Source organism: Polynucleobacter sp. MG-6-Vaara-E2 (assembly GCF_018687695.1).
Lineage (GTDB): Bacteria > Pseudomonadota > Gammaproteobacteria > Burkholderiales > Burkholderiaceae > Polynucleobacter.
This window is the reverse complement of record NZ_CP061303.1, coordinates 254,986-273,086: the sequence shown is the minus strand read 5'-3', so window position 1 is coordinate 273,086 and position 18,101 is coordinate 254,986. Positions and strand designations below refer to the sequence as shown.

Annotated in this window: 22 protein-coding genes; 13 read left to right on the top strand and 9 right to left on the bottom strand. The window is 45.9% G+C overall.

Annotation, left to right across the window (positions count from 1 at the left end; translation table 11 throughout):
• Window positions 1-57: 57 nt before the first annotated feature.
• A complete protein-coding gene (gene adk / locus ICV38_RS01460; RefSeq protein WP_215381999.1) occupies window positions 58-723 on the top strand; it encodes an adenylate kinase in 666 nt (221 codons plus the stop codon).
• Window positions 683-1,696 carry a GDP-mannose 4,6-dehydratase gene (locus tag ICV38_RS01455; protein ID WP_215381998.1) on the top strand — a complete coding sequence of 338 codons (1,014 nt, stop codon included), beginning with the start codon at window positions 683-685 and terminating at the stop codon, window positions 1,694-1,696. The genes adk and ICV38_RS01455 overlap by 41 nt, the downstream gene beginning before the upstream one ends.
• Here the strand turns inward: ICV38_RS01455 and nrdR are convergent, their stop codons facing one another.
• Window positions 1,697-2,143, bottom strand: coding sequence for a transcriptional regulator NrdR (gene nrdR / locus ICV38_RS01450; RefSeq protein WP_215366994.1), 447 nt, complete (start codon window positions 2,141-2,143; stop codon window positions 1,697-1,699).
• A gap of 29 nt (window positions 2,144-2,172) precedes the next feature.
• Window positions 2,173-3,417: a serine hydroxymethyltransferase gene (gene glyA / locus ICV38_RS01445; RefSeq protein WP_215381997.1), complete on the bottom strand. Its 1,245-nt coding sequence runs from the start codon at window positions 3,415-3,417 to the stop codon at window positions 2,173-2,175.
• Window positions 3,418-3,493: 76 nt separating this feature from the next.
• Between glyA and tolQ the strand changes: the two genes are divergently transcribed.
• From tolQ to queC, 7 genes are all read left to right on the top strand, one after another.
• The gene (gene tolQ / locus ICV38_RS01440) at window positions 3,494-4,147 is read left to right on the top strand and encodes a protein TolQ (protein ID WP_215381996.1); all 654 of its coding nucleotides are present in this window, start codon (window positions 3,494-3,496) and stop codon (window positions 4,145-4,147) included.
• Between the two features lie 11 nt (window positions 4,148-4,158).
• On the top strand, window positions 4,159-4,578 hold the full coding sequence (gene tolR, locus ICV38_RS01435) for a protein TolR (RefSeq protein ID WP_215381995.1): 420 nt from the start codon (window positions 4,159-4,161) through the stop codon (window positions 4,576-4,578).
• A 25-nt stretch (window positions 4,579-4,603) separates the two neighbouring features.
• A complete protein-coding gene (tolA, locus tag ICV38_RS01430) occupies window positions 4,604-5,419 on the top strand; it encodes a cell envelope integrity protein TolA (protein WP_215381994.1) in 816 nt (271 codons plus the stop codon).
• Window positions 5,420-5,422: 3 nt separating this feature from the next.
• Complete coding sequence (gene tolB, locus ICV38_RS01425; protein ID WP_215381993.1) at window positions 5,423-6,733, top strand: Tol-Pal system beta propeller repeat protein TolB; 1,311 nt, start codon at window positions 5,423-5,425, stop codon at window positions 6,731-6,733.
• A gap of 125 nt (window positions 6,734-6,858) precedes the next feature.
• The gene (gene pal / locus ICV38_RS01420) at window positions 6,859-7,362 is read left to right on the top strand and encodes a peptidoglycan-associated lipoprotein Pal (RefSeq protein ID WP_215381992.1); all 504 of its coding nucleotides are present in this window, start codon (window positions 6,859-6,861) and stop codon (window positions 7,360-7,362) included.
• Window positions 7,363-8,094 carry a tol-pal system protein YbgF gene (gene ybgF / locus ICV38_RS01415; RefSeq protein WP_215381991.1) on the top strand — a complete coding sequence of 244 codons (732 nt, stop codon included), beginning with the start codon at window positions 7,363-7,365 and terminating at the stop codon, window positions 8,092-8,094.
• 17 nt (window positions 8,095-8,111) lie between these two features.
• A complete protein-coding gene (gene queC / locus ICV38_RS01410) occupies window positions 8,112-8,855 on the top strand; it encodes a 7-cyano-7-deazaguanine synthase QueC (RefSeq protein ID WP_215381990.1) in 744 nt (247 codons plus the stop codon).
• Window positions 8,856-8,871: 16 nt separating this feature from the next.
• Here queC and ICV38_RS01405 read toward each other — a convergent pair whose 3' ends face one another.
• Genes ICV38_RS01405 through ICV38_RS01385 form a run of 5 tightly spaced genes read right to left on the bottom strand, consistent with a single transcriptional unit; the run spans window position 8,872 to window position 12,152 of the window.
• Window positions 8,872-9,489: a riboflavin synthase gene (locus ICV38_RS01405; RefSeq protein ID WP_215381989.1), complete on the bottom strand. Its 618-nt coding sequence runs from the start codon at window positions 9,487-9,489 to the stop codon at window positions 8,872-8,874.
• Between the two features lie 22 nt (window positions 9,490-9,511).
• Window positions 9,512-10,627: a bifunctional diaminohydroxyphosphoribosylaminopyrimidine deaminase/5-amino-6-(5-phosphoribosylamino)uracil reductase RibD gene (gene ribD, locus ICV38_RS01400; protein WP_215381988.1), complete on the bottom strand. Its 1,116-nt coding sequence runs from the start codon at window positions 10,625-10,627 to the stop codon at window positions 9,512-9,514.
• Between the two features lie 16 nt (window positions 10,628-10,643).
• Window positions 10,644-11,201 (bottom strand): Tfp pilus assembly protein FimT/FimU, encoded by a 558-nt coding sequence (locus ICV38_RS01395; protein ID WP_251368174.1) that lies wholly within the window; start codon window positions 11,199-11,201, stop codon window positions 10,644-10,646.
• Window positions 11,194-11,523 (bottom strand): hypothetical protein, encoded by a 330-nt coding sequence (locus ICV38_RS01390; RefSeq protein ID WP_215381987.1) that lies wholly within the window; start codon window positions 11,521-11,523, stop codon window positions 11,194-11,196. The genes ICV38_RS01395 and ICV38_RS01390 overlap by 8 nt, the downstream gene beginning before the upstream one ends.
• Entirely contained in the window at window positions 11,520-12,152 is a 633-nt protein-coding gene (locus ICV38_RS01385) for a hypothetical protein (RefSeq protein WP_215381986.1), read from the bottom strand. Before ICV38_RS01385 ends, ICV38_RS01390 begins: the two co-directional genes overlap by 4 nt.
• Before the next feature lie 360 nt (window positions 12,153-12,512).
• Between ICV38_RS01385 and ribBA the strand changes: the two genes are divergently transcribed.
• The 4 genes from ribBA to ICV38_RS01365 all read left to right on the top strand — a co-directional run bounded on the left by ribBA (window position 12,513) and on the right by ICV38_RS01365 (window position 16,326).
• Window positions 12,513-13,646 (top strand): bifunctional 3,4-dihydroxy-2-butanone-4-phosphate synthase/GTP cyclohydrolase II, encoded by a 1,134-nt coding sequence (gene ribBA, locus ICV38_RS01380; RefSeq protein ID WP_215381985.1) that lies wholly within the window; start codon window positions 12,513-12,515, stop codon window positions 13,644-13,646.
• 36 nt (window positions 13,647-13,682) lie between these two features.
• Complete coding sequence (gene ribH, locus ICV38_RS01375) at window positions 13,683-14,195, top strand: 6,7-dimethyl-8-ribityllumazine synthase (protein WP_215381984.1); 513 nt, start codon at window positions 13,683-13,685, stop codon at window positions 14,193-14,195.
• Window positions 14,196-14,203: 8 nt separating this feature from the next.
• Window positions 14,204-14,725 (top strand): transcription antitermination factor NusB, encoded by a 522-nt coding sequence (nusB, locus tag ICV38_RS01370; RefSeq protein WP_215381983.1) that lies wholly within the window; start codon window positions 14,204-14,206, stop codon window positions 14,723-14,725.
• Between the two features lie 122 nt (window positions 14,726-14,847).
• Window positions 14,848-16,326 (top strand): NAD-dependent succinate-semialdehyde dehydrogenase, encoded by a 1,479-nt coding sequence (locus ICV38_RS01365; protein WP_215381982.1) that lies wholly within the window; start codon window positions 14,848-14,850, stop codon window positions 16,324-16,326.
• 20 nt (window positions 16,327-16,346) lie between these two features.
• On the opposite strand, the gene trmB is transcribed toward ICV38_RS01365, so the two are convergent.
• Together trmB and ICV38_RS01355 are read right to left on the bottom strand one after the other, a co-directional pair.
• Window positions 16,347-17,162 carry a tRNA (guanosine(46)-N7)-methyltransferase TrmB gene (gene trmB, locus ICV38_RS01360; RefSeq protein ID WP_251368173.1) on the bottom strand — a complete coding sequence of 272 codons (816 nt, stop codon included), beginning with the start codon at window positions 17,160-17,162 and terminating at the stop codon, window positions 16,347-16,349.
• A 1-nt stretch (window position 17,163) separates the two neighbouring features.
• Entirely contained in the window at window positions 17,164-18,099 is a 936-nt protein-coding gene (locus ICV38_RS01355) for a UDP-glucuronic acid decarboxylase family protein (RefSeq protein ID WP_215381981.1), read from the bottom strand.
• Window positions 18,100-18,101: the final 2 nt, after the last annotated feature.

Sequence of the window (18,101 nt, the reverse complement as noted above, 5' to 3'; positions counted from 1 at the left end):
GATATAAAGGATCCCGACAAAATACGGGACAATTACAGATCTTCTAAGGGGAAAACAATGCGGTTGATTCTGCTCGGTGCACCTGGTGCTGGTAAAGGCACACAAGCTCAGTTTATTTGCGAGAAATTCGCTATTCCACAGATTTCCACGGGAGATATGTTACGCGCTGCCGTAAAAGCTGGAACTGAACTGGGTATTGCTGCCAAAAAAATTATGGATGCAGGCGGTCTAGTTTCCGATGACATCATTATTGGACTTGTAAAAGATCGACTGACTCAGCCTGATTGCAGTAAAGGGTATCTGTTTGATGGCTTCCCAAGAACGATCCCTCAAGCGCAAGCGATGAAAGATGCTGGCGTTCCAATCGACTACGTTTTAGAAATCGATGTTCCATTCGATGCCATCATTGACCGCATGAGTGGTCGTCGTGTCCACCCCGCTTCAGGCCGAACTTATCACATCAAATTCAACCCACCAAAAGTTGAGGGCAAAGATGATGTGACTGGTGATCCACTCATTCAACGTGACGATGATAAAGAAGAAACTGTTCGCAAACGCTTGCAAGTTTATGATGACCAAACCCGTCCATTGGTTGAGTACTATTCATCATGGGCTGCACAAGCAGACTCAGGCGATAAAGTCAAAGCGCCTGCTTACCGCAAGGTGAGTGGTACTGGTAGCGTTGAAAACATTACCACCTCAATCTTTGCAGCCCTTAAGTAAATTGGCATCTAAAAAAGCCTTAATCATTGGCATTACTGGGCAAGATGGTGCTTACTTAGCTAAGCACCTCTTATCCAAAGGTTATGAGGTAACTGGTTCATCACGCGATGTGATGGCTTCCTCTTTTAATAACCTCAACACACTTGGTATTCGTCCACAGGTCAAGCTCATTTCGGTTTCCATTAACGACTTTAGAAGCGTGTTTAATGCCATTCAAGAATCCGATCCCGATGAGATCTACAACCTCGCCGGGCAAACCTCTGTTGGACTCTCGTTTGATCAACCAGTTGAGGCCATTGAAAGTATTGCGATTGGCACTCTCAATATTTTGGAGGTCATTCGCCTGCTTAATAAACCTGTACGTTTTTATAATGCGGGCTCAAGCGAGTGCTTTGGCGACACGCGCAATATGCCAGCCAATGAACAAACACCATTTGCACCACGCAGTCCATACGCGGTAGCTAAGTCCACCGCCAAGTGGCTCATTAATAGCTATCGTGAGTCCTATGGCCTCTATGCCTGCACCGGCATCTTGTTTAATCATGAATCCCCATTGCGCCCCGAGCGCTTTGTCACACAAAAAATTATTGCGGGCGCTGCCAAGATCAAGGCAGGTCAACTGAATAAATTACAACTGGGCAATTTAGAAATCTCTCGTGATTGGGGTTGGGCACCAGAATACGTTCAAGCAATGTGGCTCATGATGCAACTGGATCAGCCTGATGACTTTGTCATTGCCACTGGCAGAAAAGAGTCGCTTAAATACTTTGTCGCCAAGTCTTTTGAATACTTTGATTTGGATTGGCAAAAATATGTGGAAATTGAACCGAGCTTCTTTCGCCCCAATGAGATCGTTTCTAGCGTAGGCAACCCAGAGAAGGCAATCAAAACTTTGGGATGGAGTAAGCCTACAGACGTAGATGGCGTAATCAACTTGATGTGCGCCGAACAAGCTAAGAAGTTTCAGCAGTAACTACTTTAGCTCTTTGAGAGCGCTTTCGAAGGATTCAATGTCTGCAAAGCTTCGATAGACCGAAGCGAAACGAATGTAGGCCACTTTATCAAGACGCTTAAGTTCTCGCATCACGAGCTCACCAACACGCTCACTAGGGATTTCCTTCTCACCCAAACTTAGTAGCTTTTCTTCAATGCGGGCAATCGATTCATCCACGGAGTCGGATGAAACTGGTCGCTTACGAAGCGCCAGCTTTATTGAGCTAGCAAGCTTATCGTGGCTATATTCCACACGACTACCGTTCTTTTTAACAATCGCTGGCAAGACTAGCTCTACTCTCTCGTAAGTGGTAAAGCGTTTGTCGCATTTAGCGCAACGGCGACGCCTGCGAATCGTGTCGCCCTCGTCTGATACCCGGGTATCAAGGACCTGGGTATCGTCGTTATGGCAAAAAGGGCAGCGCAATATGAGCTCTTTTCCGAGACTTTGCTGACTTATCCGTAAACCGGGAAGCGCTTGGTTAACTCAGCAACTTGTGTGCGCACCTTGGCAATATTTTCTGGATCATTTGGATTGTCCAAAATATCCGCAATGAAATTACCTACTTGTCGTGCTTCAGCTTCTTTAAATCCACGCGTAGTCATCGCTGGTGAACCCAAGCGGATACCGCTAGTCACCATTGGCTTTTCTGGATCGTTCGGAATACCGTTCTTGTTACAAGTGATGTGCGCCTCACCCAAAACACGTTCCGCTTCTTTGCCGGTCATTTTTTTCGCACGAAGATCTACCAACATCACATGTGAATCCGTGCCACCAGAAACAATGCGAAGACCACGAGAGATCAAGGTCTCTGCTAACGCTTTGGCATTTGCTACAACCTGCTTTTGATAATCTTTAAAACTAGGCTCTTGCGCTTCTTTGAATGCGACCGCTTTAGCAGCTATGACGTGCATCAAAGGACCACCTTGTAGGCCTGGGAAGACTGCGGAGTTAATGGCTTTCTCATGCCCAGCCTTCATCAAAATGATGCCGCCACGTGGACCGCGTAAACTTTTGTGTGTAGTGGAGGTAACAATGTCTGCATGAGGCACTGGATTTGGATACACACCTGCAGCAACCAAGCCTGCATAGTGAGCCATGTCGACCATGAAAATCGCGCCCACTTCTTTTGCCAATTTACCAATGCGCTCAAAATCAATTTTCTTTGAGTAAGCAGAAGCGCCAGCAATAATCAATTTTGGTTTGTGCTCGCGAGCCAAACGCTCCATTTGTTCGTAGTCAATTTCTTCATTCTTATCTAAACCGTAAGCGATTGGATTGAACCATTTGCCGCTCATGTTTAATGCCATACCGTGAGTCAAGTGACCACCTTCGGCCAAGCTCATTCCCATAAAGGTATCGCCTGGTTTTAAGAATGCCAAGAAAACAGCTTGGTTAGCAGATGCGCCGCAATGGGGCTGCACGTTTGCTGCTTCAGCACCAAACAAGGCTTTCACGCGATCAATCGCCAATTGCTCAGCCACGTCTACAAATTCACAGCCGCCGTAATAACGCTTGCCTGGATAACCTTCTGCATATTTGTTGGTCAGCTGCGAACCTTGGGCTGCCATAACTGCCGGTGAGGTGTAATTCTCAGAAGCAATAAGCTCAATATGGTCTTCTTGACGCTTATTTTCGTTCTGAATCGCTTCCCATAACTGGGGGTCGGTTTTGGCTAAGGTGTTCTGACGGTCAAACATGACATTAATCCTGAAGAAGTTGGGTTACTAAGTGAATTAACTCAGTAAAATCAACCTACATCATACAAAATCCACCATGACCACTACACAAGACCTCTCATTTCTCTCTCTAGTCCTTAATGCCAGCCTATTAGTCCAGTTGGTAATGGTGTTATTGCTGGGGATGTCCATAGCTTCTTGGACCATCATTTTTAAGAAAACGGCTGTTTTACGGGGGGTTAGACAAGATACCGACCGTTTTGAGCGCGACTTCTGGTCTGGCGGGGATCTCAATACCCTTTTAGAGGCAGCTCAGCGTAATACCCGTAGCAATGCCGTTCTGGAACATATTTTTGAGGCCGGAATGCAAGAGTTTATGAAAGTTCGTGAAATCGATGCGGCCCGACGTGCCATGAAAGCCACCTACCAGCGCGAAATGGATGCGCTAGAAGCGAATCTACCATTTCTGGCATCCGTAGGTTCCGTCTCTCCTTATATTGGACTTTTTGGAACGGTATGGGGAATCATGCACTCCTTTCGTGGTTTAGCGAATGTGCAAAATGCAACACTCTCTGCAGTTGCCCCTGGTATTGCTGAAGCATTGATCGCAACAGCTATTGGTTTGTTTGCAGCGATTCCTGCTGTCGTTGCTTATAACCGGGCAGCAACCGATGTTGATCGTCTTGCTATTCGTTTTGAAACTTTCATTGAAGAGTTCACCAATATTTTGCAACGCCAAACAGGACGCTGATCGAGAACCTTATGGCTGGATCCACAATGCGTAAGTCAAAACGTCGTGCGATGGCCGACATTAACGTAGTTCCTTATATCGATGTGATGTTGGTGTTACTGGTGATTTTTATGGTCACTGCACCGATGGTGAACCCTGGAGTAGTCAACCTTCCAACCGTTGGCGGCGCCAAAGTGCAATCACTACCACCCGTTTTTCTGACAATCGACGCCAATGAGAATGTGATTGTTCGCAAAGACGGTGAGCCCGTTCAGACTCTCAACCAGTTTGAGCTAGGCGCCTTTGCGAGAACGCAGGCTGAGAAATCAGCAGATCAACCAGTAGTGCTCGCAGCAGACAAATCCATCAAATACGAAACCGTGATGAACGTCATGTCTAAACTCAAAGAAAATGGCGTCAAGCGTGTTGGTCTTGCAGTGAAGAGTCAATAGGATTTAAGACTCGCCTCAGACATTCATGAATAGCGCATCCACTTTTCAATCACCTCACGCCCCTTTTAAGCGGGGACGCTTGACAAAAGAGGAGAGCACTAAGCGCGCATTGACTTTCTCTTTAATTGCCCACTTAGGTTTATTAGCATTTCTAGTGATCGGTATTAGTTGGAATAACTCTACGCCGGCAGGCGTGGAGGTGGAACTCTGGGATTCTGCACCGCAGGTTGAAACAAAGCCTGAACCAGAACTCAAAGCAGTAGTAGAGGAAGAGGCTGCTGATATTGCAGTTAAGAAAAAAATAGCTGAAAAAGAGCCTCCCAAAAAGGAGGTGAAAGAAACACCTAAAGTAGTGAAACCTCCTCCACCAAAAGAGAAGGAAAAACCAAAAAAAGAAGAGCTTAAAAAAGCAGAGGCTCCCAAAGCACAATCCCCTGCTGAAACCAAAGCCAATGCCGCTGCCGAAAAGGTTCGCGCCGATCAGCTAGCAAGGCTACGAGCCGCTGCTGGCGCCGAGGGTGGTAGCGGCGGCACGGTTGGTAGCGGGGTTGGCGGTGGCGGTAACGCGCCCCCAGGTTGGACTGATAAGGTGATCAAGAAAGTGAAACCACTGATTGTCTTTAACCCAGAGTCCATCAGCGGCAACCCGGCTGCAGTGATCCAAGTAAACCTTGCACCAGATGGGGCCATTCTAAGTACGAGCGTTTTAAGTTCTAGTGGCAACCCAGGTTGGGATAGGGCTGTACTTCTGGCGCTTTCTCGTGCAGAAAGCCTGCCCAAAGATGACAATGGCAAAATTCCACAGCGCGAAGTTAAGTTGACCTTTAAACCCAAGGACTAAAGCATGTTGCAGTTGATGAAAAGAATCGTTTTGAAATTGCATTTATTCAGTATTGCAATGGTTGCTTTGGCCGCTGGTATTGCGACCCCAGTATTCGCGCAAATGAATATTGAAATTACAGGTGTAGGTCAGTCGCTGTACCCAATTGCGGTAATGCGTTTCAAAGATGAAAATAAATTGCCCACTAGCGTTACTGAAATTATTCGCCAAGACTTAGTGCGCAGTGGCTACTTCAAAAACACTGAAAACGGAAATGCTGTTGAAGGCGATGACGGCACACCTAATTACAAATCTTGGGCAGCACGCGGGGCTGATGCCTTAGTGGTTGGTTCAGTTGTACAAACTAGTAACGATCAATTTGAAATTCGCTACAAATTATTTGATATTCGAAAATCACAAAGCCTGGGCGGTTTAAATATCAACTCTAGCGCTGATAATTTACGCGCAGCTGGTCACAAAATTGCCGATGACATCATCTATAAACTCTTAGGTGAGCGCGGCGTCTTCTCGACTCGCCTGTCATATGTCATTAAGGATGGTAAGCGGTATCGCCTTGTAATATCTGATGCTGATGGTCAAAATATTCGCAATGCCATGAATAGCGGAGAACCTATCATCTCCCCATCATGGTCGCCTGATGGCAAGAAAGTAGCGTACGTTTCTTTCGAAGATCGCAAGCCTGTCATCTATGTTCATGAATTAGCAACTGGTCGCCGTATTTCACTCTCAAACCAAAAGGGCAATAACAGCGCTCCAGCATGGTCACCCGATGGCAGAAAGTTAGCGGTCTCACTCTCTAAAGATGGCAATACTCAAATCTACGGTATCAATGCTGATGGGAGTGGCTTGCATCGCTTAACTCGCGGCAGCACGATTGATACAGAACCCCAATACTCTGCTGATGGTCGTTATATCTATTTCACAAGCGATCGTGGTGGTAATCCACAAATCTATCGCATGAGCTCTGAAGGTGAGCAAGCAGAAGGTGCAAAACGCGTTACTTTCAAACAAGGTTTTGTCACTTCACCCAGAATTTCTCCTGACGGAAAATATTTGGCCTACATTGCTAACATTGGTGGTGCGTATCGCCTCTACATTCTGAATTTGGCTACCGGTGACTCTCAACCATTAACTGATGGCACCAGTGACGAATCACCCTCTTTTGCTGCAAACGGTCGCTATGTTCTTTATTCAACCAAAGTGGGTGGCAAACGTGTCTTGGCAGCAGTCTCAGTGGATGGCAACTCCAAGCAGGTATTGAGCATTCCAGGATCTGATGTACGTCAGCCTTCCTGGGGTCCTTTCATGGACTAAAACACTCTTTTTGAGGGTGAAATAGGCATTTTTGATGTTCTTGGGGGCATAATATTAGCTATTGGCTATATGCCCACTGAGTTAAAAAACAATTTCATTACCGAATTTGTAGGAAAAGGAAAAACATGAAAGTTTCTATCGCACGCCGTGCCGCTACATTTACCCTGATTGGTGCTACTGCATTTTTAATGGCAGCTTGCTCCAGCGTGAAGTTAGATGACACTGATGGCGCCAATGGCAGTGGCGGTAGTGGTAGTTTTGGCTCCCAACCTTGGAATGATCCCAAGAGCCCACTCTTTGAGAAGAGTGTTTACTTTGGCTTTGATGAGTACACCGTGCAGACTAAATATCAAAAAATGTTGTCTGCTCACGCAAGCTACTTAAAAGCGAATTCGAATCAAAAAATTATCGTTCAAGGCAATACTGACGATCGTGGCACAGCCGAATACAACCTGGCACTCGGGCAACGTCGTTCAGATGCTGTTCGTAAATCACTGAACTTAATGGGCGTCTCTGATAATCAAATCGAAGCCGTCAGCTTTGGCAAAGAAAAACCAAAAGCTGAAGGTGATAATGAAGCAGCTTGGGCAGAAAACCGCCGCGCTGACATTGTTTATATTACGAACTAAATGATGGTTCCTTTATACCCTTCTAAACAAACGCTCTCACGAGCGTTTTGTTTAAGTGCCGCACTATTTTTCTTCAGCACATCTAATAGCGCATGGGCACTGTTCTCAGACGATGAGGCTCGCAAGGCAATTTTAGATCTACGTAAATCGCTGGCTACTACTCAGCTTGAGCTCCAAAGCCAAATCGATAAACTCAAAACTGAGAATGCAGAACTACGAGGAAAATTAGAAGAACTTGAAAAACAAGGTGCAGATATTTCGTCTAGCCAGAAGACTTATTACCAAGATTTAGATACTCGCCTTGGCAATTTTGAACCACGCACAATTACCATTGAAGGGGTGAGTGGCACAGTTCAACCTGGTGAGAAAAAAGCCTATGACGATGCTCTGAAAGCATTTCAGACAGGTAGTCTGAAAAAAGCTGAAGATAGCTTTGCTGCCTTTACTGCTAAATATCCGAAGAGCCCCTATTTACCACTCGCTCTCTACTGGAGCGGCAACAGCAAGTACGCCAATAAAGATTACGCTGGTGCGATCAGCCAGCTCCAAAGCCTGATTAAGCGCTACCCGAATCATCCACGCGTTCCCGCCGCAATGGTGACTTTAGGCAATTCTCAATTAGAGAGCGGCAATAAGGCGGCTGCCAAGAAAACGCTTAGCGAGATCGTTGCAAAGTATCCTGATACTGAAGCAGCCAAAGATGCACAGCAATTGCTTGCTGCCACCAAGTAAATCATTCCCCAAACCCCATGTCTAAGTTGTCGGCCGCATTTGAGAATCTTGCACCACGCAAACCTGGAGCGCCGGCAGTCATCTTATTTTCAGGTGGCTTAGATTCCACCACAGTCTTAGCACTCGCTAAAGATTTGGGATACACGCCCTATGCTTTATCAGTAGGCTATGGTCAACGCCACTCTTCTGAATTAGCCGCAGCAAAACACATTGCCAAGCAAGTGGGTGTTGCTCGTCATGAAGTAGTCAATTTGGATTTAACGCGTTTTGGAGGTTCAGCATTAACTGACTCATCAATTGCAGTGCCCATTGTTCCTGGCAAAGATCAAGAAATCCCCGTTACTTATGTGCCTGCGCGCAATACGATTTTGTTGTCCCTAGCTTTAGGTTGGGCAGAAGCCCTGGGCGGTTTAGATATTTTCTACGGCGCAAACTCAGTGGATTACTCTGGCTATCCAGATTGTCGTCCGGAATATGTAGCCTCCTTTGAGGCAATGGCGAACCTCGCTACCAAAGCTGGCGTAGAGGCTATTAACAATGAAAATCGCTTTCGGGTTCATGCGCCCATCATCAACTTAACCAAAGCAGAAATTATTCAGCTGGGCAACACACTCGGGGTTGATTACGCTCAAACGGTATCTTGCTATCAAGCCAATGATTTAGGCGAAGCTTGCGGGGAATGTGAATCCTGTCGCTTAAGGCAGGTTGGCTTTAAGCAAGCTCATGTGAGTGATCCCACTCGCTATCGTAAAAACAAATAAACAAGAAAATGAGGGTTTACTTAGTCTGAGTCTCAAGCATGCGCGCAACATAGCGCGCAATCAAATCGATCTCTAAATTGACAATGTCACCCTGCTTCAGATTGCCAAGCGTCGTACTTTGTAAGGTGTGCGGAATCAGATTGATATCAACGATGCATGCATGAGCCGTATCTTCTGTTTTATTCACTGTAAGGGAGACTCCGTTGACAACAATAGAGCCCTTATAAGCCAGGTATGGGGCCAAGTCCTTTGAAGCTTCAATTCTCAAAAGCCAAGAGCCGTAGGCATCTTGAGCCACTTGTGCAAAGTGCGCCACCTTACCAACACCATCAACGTGACCGCTGACTAGATGGCCACCCAGACGGTCATTTAATCGTAGCGCCTTTTCCAAGTTCACTGGACCGGCTTTATCTAGACCAACCGTTTTATTTAAAGACTCGCGAGAAATATCTAAAGAAAAAGTATCGCCTTCAAAATTCGTTGCAGTCATGCAAGCGCCCTGAATAGCAATACTATCGCCCAGTGCTACATCATCCAAGTAGCCAGATGGCACTTTAATAATCAAGTGAAGGCCATCACCCTTTGCTTGAGCACTTTTAATTTGACCGACAGCAGTAATAATTCCAGTAAACATAGAGGATGATTTTAGTTTGGATTTAGCGTTTTATCAGTCTAAGCCTAAAATCATCGCCAATTAAGGACTGATCAATGATTTGCCAATCTTTGCGGGATTTTAAAGAGGGTAATGTTGGCACATTAGCCATACCGATGCCCTCACCCATAAAAAATGGGGCGTAATAAAGTAACAACTCATCTACACAATCTTCTCTGAGCATAGAACCATTGAGCTTAAAGCCAGACTCCACATGAATTTCATTCATCTCACGCTCTCTTGCTAGATAAGCAAAGAGTTTTGGTAGATCGACTTTTCCAAAATTGTTGGCCATGGCGATTACTTCAATGCCACGAGCTTCGAAAGCTTTGGCTTTTTGTTGACTATCTAGACTACCTAAATTTGCGCAAACAATGATGACGCCAGATTGATCAACATCATTCAGAATTTTTGCTGTTAATGGAGTCTCCAATTTAGAATCTACGATAATTCGCCACGGCTGACGTTGTGTTTGAACGTCTCGTACATTGAGGGTGGGATCATCCTCTTTAATGGTACCTACTCCAGTCACGATTGCACAAGCTTGAGCACGCCAATGATGTCCATCTGCCCTAGCGAGAGGTCCAGTAATCCATTGACTCTCGCCATTTGGCAGGGCCGTTTTTCCATCAAGGCTTGCAGCAATCTTCAGGCGTACCCATGGCAAGCCACGAGTCATTCTGGAGATAAATCCGCGATTGAGGGCGCGAGCCTCTACTTCCATTAGGCCGCATTGCACTTCAATGCCGGCAACTTTTAGCTTCTCCAAACCATTTCCCGCAACCAGAGGATTTGGATCACTCATGGCTACAATCACTTTTGCCGGCCTAGCGGCAATCAAGGCATCAACACAGGGCGGGGTTCGCCCAGTATGACTACAGGGCTCTAAAGTGACACAGATCGTCGATCCCGCAGGGTCTTTTCCGTTAGCTTTGACATCGGCTAAAGCCTGAATTTCAGCATGAGGCCCACCAACCTGTTGAGTAAATCCACGCCCAATGACTTGCCCATCTTTCACGATGACACAGCCCACCCGAGGATTAGGGTTAGCTAAATAAAGTGCTTTTTGAGCCTCGGCTAATGCCTCGCTCATCCATTGGTGATCAACAGCGGTGTACATGGGTCTATTAAACCATTCAATGGCAACGCCTCGCATCTTTAGAGGGGTCGCAGATACGCCAACGCCCGCCACTACCCAATATGAGATGTCGCTCCAAGCCTGGCACCCTGCGATGACCTAAAACCAAGCGGTTCGCCACAAATCCCCCATGAATCGTCTTAGCTGCCCCTGCGGCATTAAACAGAATCCCCACTTTGCCCGTGTGCGGATCAGTAAAGTACCTACCCCCGCCCTTAAAGAAAATAGGCTTGGTCCCATCCTGAGAAAACCATGTCTTATTCATACAAGAGGGTTTGCTGATCTTGCCTATACAGCCACTAGTAATAATCCATCCAGCATCCCATTTGCCACTCAAGCGTGGTTCAAGACTGACTGATCCACCCAAATGCAACGCTTGCTGACGAGCAAAATGAGTGTGAGCAATAAACCGTCTTGCTACTAATTCTATTTCTCGGATTGCAATCTGTTCTTGCAATAATGGCATCGTGACAGTTGCAGAGATTGCAACAATTAAAACTACCGCCATCAACTCCAATAAACTTGTGCCTGACTCACGGTGGTGCTTTTTACTCAAATGCTTGACGCCAATTTAGTCGACTGACTACACCTGATTTTTCATTTACATGAACATGTATTTGAATGCTTGGTTTTTCTTTGCTTGAAATGCGCCACTGATTTTTTCCAGCTGGCTCAATGAAGCAATCATTTTCTGTTAATACGGATGTATTAGTAATATTATCCTCACACTGAAGAACAGATTTTTCTGCTGCAATAAATTGCTCTTGCGCATGCTCAATTGTTTTTACCTCCATCACGCGCAATACTGTTAATCGCTCTAGATACACAATCAGTGATGAGCATAAAAGCAATAATGAAATCACCCAAGCTAAAATCATGGGAGATTTCTGGTGGTGAAGGTTCGCTCGAATTCTTTCTGAATAGAGATGCCATCGATCATTTCAAGTTGAACCCTAAAGGCTCTCTGACCTTTATCCGTAAGGGGATTTAACTCATCAACTCTTAGGGAATTGACGCCGTTCATCAGAGTCGTATTTTGTATTCGCCCCTGTCGATCTAATGACTGGCACATCAGTGATCCCCCATTTACTTTTACGCCTTTTGATAATCCAGCCTGCCTATCTACCTGAAAACCTTGCAGGGCCAAATTATGTTTTGTTCGATCACTCGTTAGAACGTTGCCGATGCAATCAAAGTCCACACCATCCGATAACTCGTACCTAACCACTAAAGTATCAGAACCTTGGTAACCACTTCTCTTGCGAATCTCAATTGGAGAGTTTGTATTTTTATGGTTGATATCTTGTTGGATTGACTTGACATTTTGATAACCCGCCATTCGAATTGCGCGACCAATTAACTCTAGTGCGCGCTCTGCTTCCGAAATGAGGGTCTGCGTTTTTTCATATTCAATTTGTTTGATCAAGAAATCGGCGCTAGTTTTTAGTAGTGGATTTAGCAATAGGGCGCAAAGTGCGATTCCGACTAGACACTCGAGAAGATTCATGCTTAATATCCTTGGAAGAAATATTGGCCCTCGCCTGCTCAGCAAGTTCATACAAATCAAACGTCTGCCTGAGCTGCGCCCGTTTGTTTTCTTGCTGGACTAACCGAAGAATCAATCCTTGATAAGCCCCTATTGAGGTCAGCCAGACACCCAAGATGAGGCTCATGGACACTAAAACCTCTAATAGGATGAATCCGTTTGGGACATTTGGGGTGGCAAAGCGCATACGACATTTTCTAGGGCTTCCAAAAGGACTAAAACAGGGATTGGAGGCTCTTGCCGTCAGAAAAGCAGAGGATTGATGTAAAGGACTGTCAGCGGAACTACAACAATCCCCTGCTCAGCTTAAAATAGAGGGCTATGCCAAATACCCTTGCCTCCACAGAAGAAATCATCGCTGAGCTACGTGCTGGCCGAATGGTCATTCTCGTTGATGAAGAAGATCGTGAGAATGAAGGCGATTTGGTCTTGGCTGCCGATCATGTAAGTGCGGAAGCAGTCAACTTCATGGCCAAGCACGGTCGCGGGCTCATATGCCTGACCTTGACTCGTGAACGCTGCCAGCAGCTCAATTTGCCTCTAATGGTGCGTGATAACGGCACTTCTATGGGAACCAATTTCACTGTCTCAATTGAAGCCGCGAGCGGTGTCACCACAGGCATTTCTGCAGCAGACCGCGCCCTCACCATCAAGACTGCTGTAGCCCCCAATGCAAAACCAAGCGACTTAGTCCAGCCCGGTCATATTTTTCCCTTGATGGCACAACCAGGTGGCGTACTGATTCGTTCTGGCCACACTGAGGCAGGATGCGATCTTGCTGCCATGGCAGGCTGCTCTCCGACATCTGTGATTTGCGAAATCATGAAAGATGATGGCAGCATGGCTCGCTTGCCAGACTTGTTAGAGTTTTCAAAAGAACATCAGCTCAAAATTGGCAGCATTGCTGATTTGATTAAATATCGCAGTCAACACGAGAGCACTGTGGTGCGCGAAGGTGTTCGTGAATTCATCACCCCATGGGGCAAGTTTGAAGGCATTGTTTATCGTGACACTCCAAGCTCATGTATTCATATTGCGCTTGTTCATGGTAAACCTTCTGAAACAAACGAAACGCTAGTACGAGTTCATGAGCCCGTCACCGTTCTTGACTTTTTAGACTCCAATGTCAGCACCCACTCTTGGCCGCTAGCACAGGCTCTTCAGCAAATCGCTGCCGCCCCAGCAGGGGTTGCAGTTCTACTCAATGCCTCGGGTATTGCAGCACCCAATGATGAAGATTGGCTGGCGCAGTTTCAAAAACTGAACCAGGCAACTGATGAAGTAAAGAAGCCTCTTACTCGCAAAACCGATTTCCGCAGCTACGGTATTGGCGCTCAAATCTTAAAAGATATCGGTGTGGGCAAAATGCGCTTACTAGCGAACCCAAGCCCTGTGCCCAGCCTTTCTGGTTATAAGCTTGAGGTTACTGGCTACACTCCGTATCAACCCAATTAAGAGTCTAATTAATATTTCCCCCATTAGAAGATCATCATGACCGATTCCAATAACGATTTTGTAGGCGTACTAGAGGCAGACCTAAATGGCCAAGATTTACGCATTGGCATCGTTCAGGCTCGCTTCAATGAAGATTATTGCGTTGCTTTGACAAATGCATGCATCAGCGAATTAATTGCTTTGGGCGTTTCTCAATCAGACATTAAACTGGTTACCGTTCCTGGCGCACTTGAAATTCCTTTTGCACTTCAAAAGCTCGCTGAAACAGGTGAGTTTGATGGTCTTGTTGCTTTGGGCGCTGTGATTCGTGGTGAGACCTACCATTTTGAACTGGTATCTAACGAATCTGCTTCTGGCATTACTCGCATCTCTATCGACTCTGGTTTACCAATTGCCAACGGGGTACTAACCTGCGATACCGATGAGCAAGCAAAAGTCCGCGTGAATGTGAAAGGAACCGACTGTGCCAAAGCTGTTGTAGAAATGGCTAATCTTGCTCTGGCACTAACGCCTGATATTGATTTTGAAATGAATGATGGTCAGGAGTAATCATTATTATGAATAAGTCGACTCTGAACTCCGTCCAGCCGCAAGCCAGTAAAGATAACGGCGATGGTAAGTCTGCAGCGCCAAAGCGTTCTCTGACACCACGTCGTCGCGCTCGTGAATATGCACTGCAAGGCGTATATCAAAGCCTGGTTGTTCGTCGTGCAGGCAGTCTCCCGAATAGTGCAGCTATCGCAAAGCAGCTAGCGGAGGATCCTGCATTCAAACGTTGCCAACTTGATCTTTTCAATGGCATCTTTCAAGGCGTGCTTGATCGCACTGACGAATTAGAAGCCATCATTACACCCGCACTTGATCGCCCTATTAATGAATTGTCGCCAGTGGAGCATGCAGCCCTTCTGATCGGCACCTATGAATTGGCTGCTGACTTATCTGTACCTTATAAGGTAGCCATTAATGAAGCTGTAGAGCTTGCCAAAACTTTTGGTGGTACCGATGGTCATAAATACGTTAACGGCGTCTTAGACCTCTTGGCACAGAAATTGCGTGCAGCCGAAACACAAGCTGGCTAGACCCTTTAGTTTTCTTTTTTGGAGATATGAGCCCCTCAAGTTATAGCTTGCGGGGCTTTTTTACTTCTGGGGATAAAATCATTATCAATAGTGCATAACCCTTTTGATCGGAAAAGCTCATCATGCAAAAAATGGATATTCGCAACCTTCTAAAAGATCCAAGCCTTTTCAAAGAGCTGGCCTTTATTGATAACGAATGGGTTCAATCAAGCTCAAATACCTCTTTCCAAGTCAATAATCCAGCCACTGGCGAGATCATTGCAGAAGTTGCTAATTTAAGCGTCGCAGACGCAGAGAAAGCCATCGCCGCTGCCGATCAAGCCCTCACCAAATGGAAAAGTATTACCGGCAAGGAGCGCGCCGGCCTTATGCGCAAATGGTTTGATCTCATTTTGCAAAACAAAGACGATCTTGCCATCTTGATGACTTTGGAACAAGGCAAACCTCTCACGGAATCGACCGGTGAAGTGGTCTATGGCGCATCCTTTATCGAATGGTATGCAGAGGAAGCCAAACGAGTTTCAGGATCGATACCAACCACCATCTGGGGTGATAAGCGCTTCATGGTTCTGAAACAGCCCATAGGTGTTTGTGTAGCCATTACGCCCTGGAACTTTCCGAATGCGATGATCACTCGCAAAATTGCGCCAGCTATGGCAGCGGGCTGCACGATTGTCATCAAGCCTGCCGAGCAAACACCACTATCAGCTTTAGCGCTTGCCGAACTTGCAGTCCGAGCAGGCTTCCCTCGGGGCGTGATGAATATTGTCACTGCTGATGCAAATCAATCGGTCGCCATTGGTAAAGCCTTGTGCGCCTCACCAACAGTTCGTCACCTTTCCTTCACAGGATCAACTGAAGTAGGTCGTATTCTCATGGCACAGTGTGCGCCAACCGTGAAAAAGCTTGGCCTAGAATTAGGTGGTCATGCACCTTTCATTGTTTTTGATGATGCCGATATCGATGCGGCGGTAGTAGGAGCTATAGCTTCCAAATATCGCAACTCCGGTCAAACCTGTGTGTGCGCTAATCGCATCTATGTTCACAAAAAAATTCATGATGTCTTTGTCGAAAAATTTGCCAATGCCGTTCAAGCAATTAAAGTTGGGAATGGCATGGAGGCTGGCATTTCTCAGGGCCCTCTAATTGATCAAGCGGCATTTGAAAAAGTAGAGCGTCATATCGCCGATGCACTGAGCAAAGGTGCTAAGTTAGTCACGGGCGGCAAACCATCCCCTTTAGGCGGGACTTACTACGAACCCACAATTTTGGATAACGTCAGCAATGACATGCTGATTACTTACGAAGAGACCTTTGGGCCAGTTGCTCCAATTATTAGTTTTGAAAGTGACGAGGAAGTAGTCAAGCTGGCTAACAATAGTCAGTACGGCCTAGCATCCTACTTCTATAGCCGTGATATCGGCCGCATTTGGAAGGTGGCTGAGGCTTTGGAATATGGCATGGTGGGCGTCAACAGCGGCATCCTTGCCAACGAGGTAGTACCCTTTGGCGGAGTTAAACAGTCCGGCCTGGGAAGGGAAGGAAGCGTCTTTGGGATGGATGAGTACTTAGAGTTAAAGTACATTTGCATTACGCTTTAATGCCTTAGTATTTTCAATAATTACTTTTTGAGATAAACTAAATCCCATACACCGTGGCCTAGCTTGATGCCACGATTTTCAAACTTGGTTATCGGGCGATAACTTGGTCGATCCACATAACCCAAGTGAGAAGCGCTTAATTGCCCAGCACTAGGCTTAAATTCATTAGATTCTTTTGCTACCAATTCTGGTGAAGCAATATCTTCTATACCGAAGGTTTCAATCTTGATTTTCTGACCAGAGGTATTTTGAAGAGTTGGCTCTGCATTGAGAACTAATAACATTTGCTCTGCATAGTTATGCCAATCTGTCGCGAGATGTAAATATCCCCCATTCTTTAATCGGGAAGCCAACAGCCTAACAAATTCTGCTTGAATAAGGCGGCGTTTATGGTGACGTTTCTTATGCCAAGGATCTGCAAAGTAAATATGAATGCCATCTAAAGAATCAGGCGCAATCATATTCTCAAGAACCTCTACTGCATCGTGGCGAATCAGACGCAGATTTGTGAGATTATTTTCACCAATCAACTTTAGGAGTGCGCCCACCCCAGGGGGATGAACTTCAATGGCCAGGAAATCATCATCACTTCGTAAAGCAGCAATCTTGGCAGTGGTCTCACCCATACCAAAACCAATTTCCAGAATTTTAGGATTTCGAGAACCCTCAAACGCACCGATTAAATCTAAATTCTGATCTTGATAAGGGATCAGAAAGCGCGGGCCTAGCTCATCAATTGCGCGCTGTTGCCCTGCAGTAGTTCTTCCGGCGCGCAGAACAAATGAACGAATTCGGTCAAAACGTTTTGCCTCTTTTTTTCCTACTCGATCGATCAACTTAAGCTACAACCTTTTTGAAGTAGGCAATAGTCTCTTTGAGACCATCTTCTAAATTTACTTTGGGTTGCCAGCCTAGCTTAGCTTTAGCCAATTCAATATTAGGCTGGCGCTGTTTTGGATCGTCAGATGGAAGTGGTTGATGAATAATCTTCGATTTACTTCCAGATAGCCTGAGCACAGTCTCTGCTAGTTGCAGCATCGTGAACTCACCTGGGTTGCCGATATTGACTGGTCCAGTAAAGCCCTGCTCGGAGTTCATCATTTTGACCATCGCATCAATGAGATCATCGACATAACAAAAGCTTCTAGTTTGCTGACCATCACCATAAATGGTAATGTCTTTGCCTTGCAAGGCTTGCACGATAAAGTTGCTCACTACGCGTCCATCATTGGGGTGCATGCGTGGACCATAGGTATTAAAAATACGTACAACCTTAATATCTAAATTGTGCTGGCGGTTGTAGTCAAAGAATAAAGTTTCAGCGCAACGTTTACCTTCGTCATAGCATGAGCGAATACCAATCGGATTGACTTTGCCCCAATACTCCTCCGGCTGAGGATGCACCTCTGGGTCACCATAGACCTCGCTGGTTGAAGCTTGCAAAATACGTGCACGCGTTCTTTTAGCAAGCCCAAGCATGTTGATGGCACCATGCACACTTGTCTTAGTAGTTTGCACAGGGTCGTACTGATAATGTACAGGTGATGCTGGGCAAGCCAAGTTATAGATCTGATTGGTTTCTACATACAGTGGAAAAGTCACATCATGACGCATCAGCTCTAGATTGGGATTAGGCAACAAATGCGCCAAATTTGCTTTAGATCCAGTGAAGTAGTTATCCACGACTAATACGTCATTGCCTTCTTTGAGCAACTTTTCAGTGAGATGTGAACCTAAGAAACCAGCGCCACCAGTGATGAGAATTTTGTTCATAT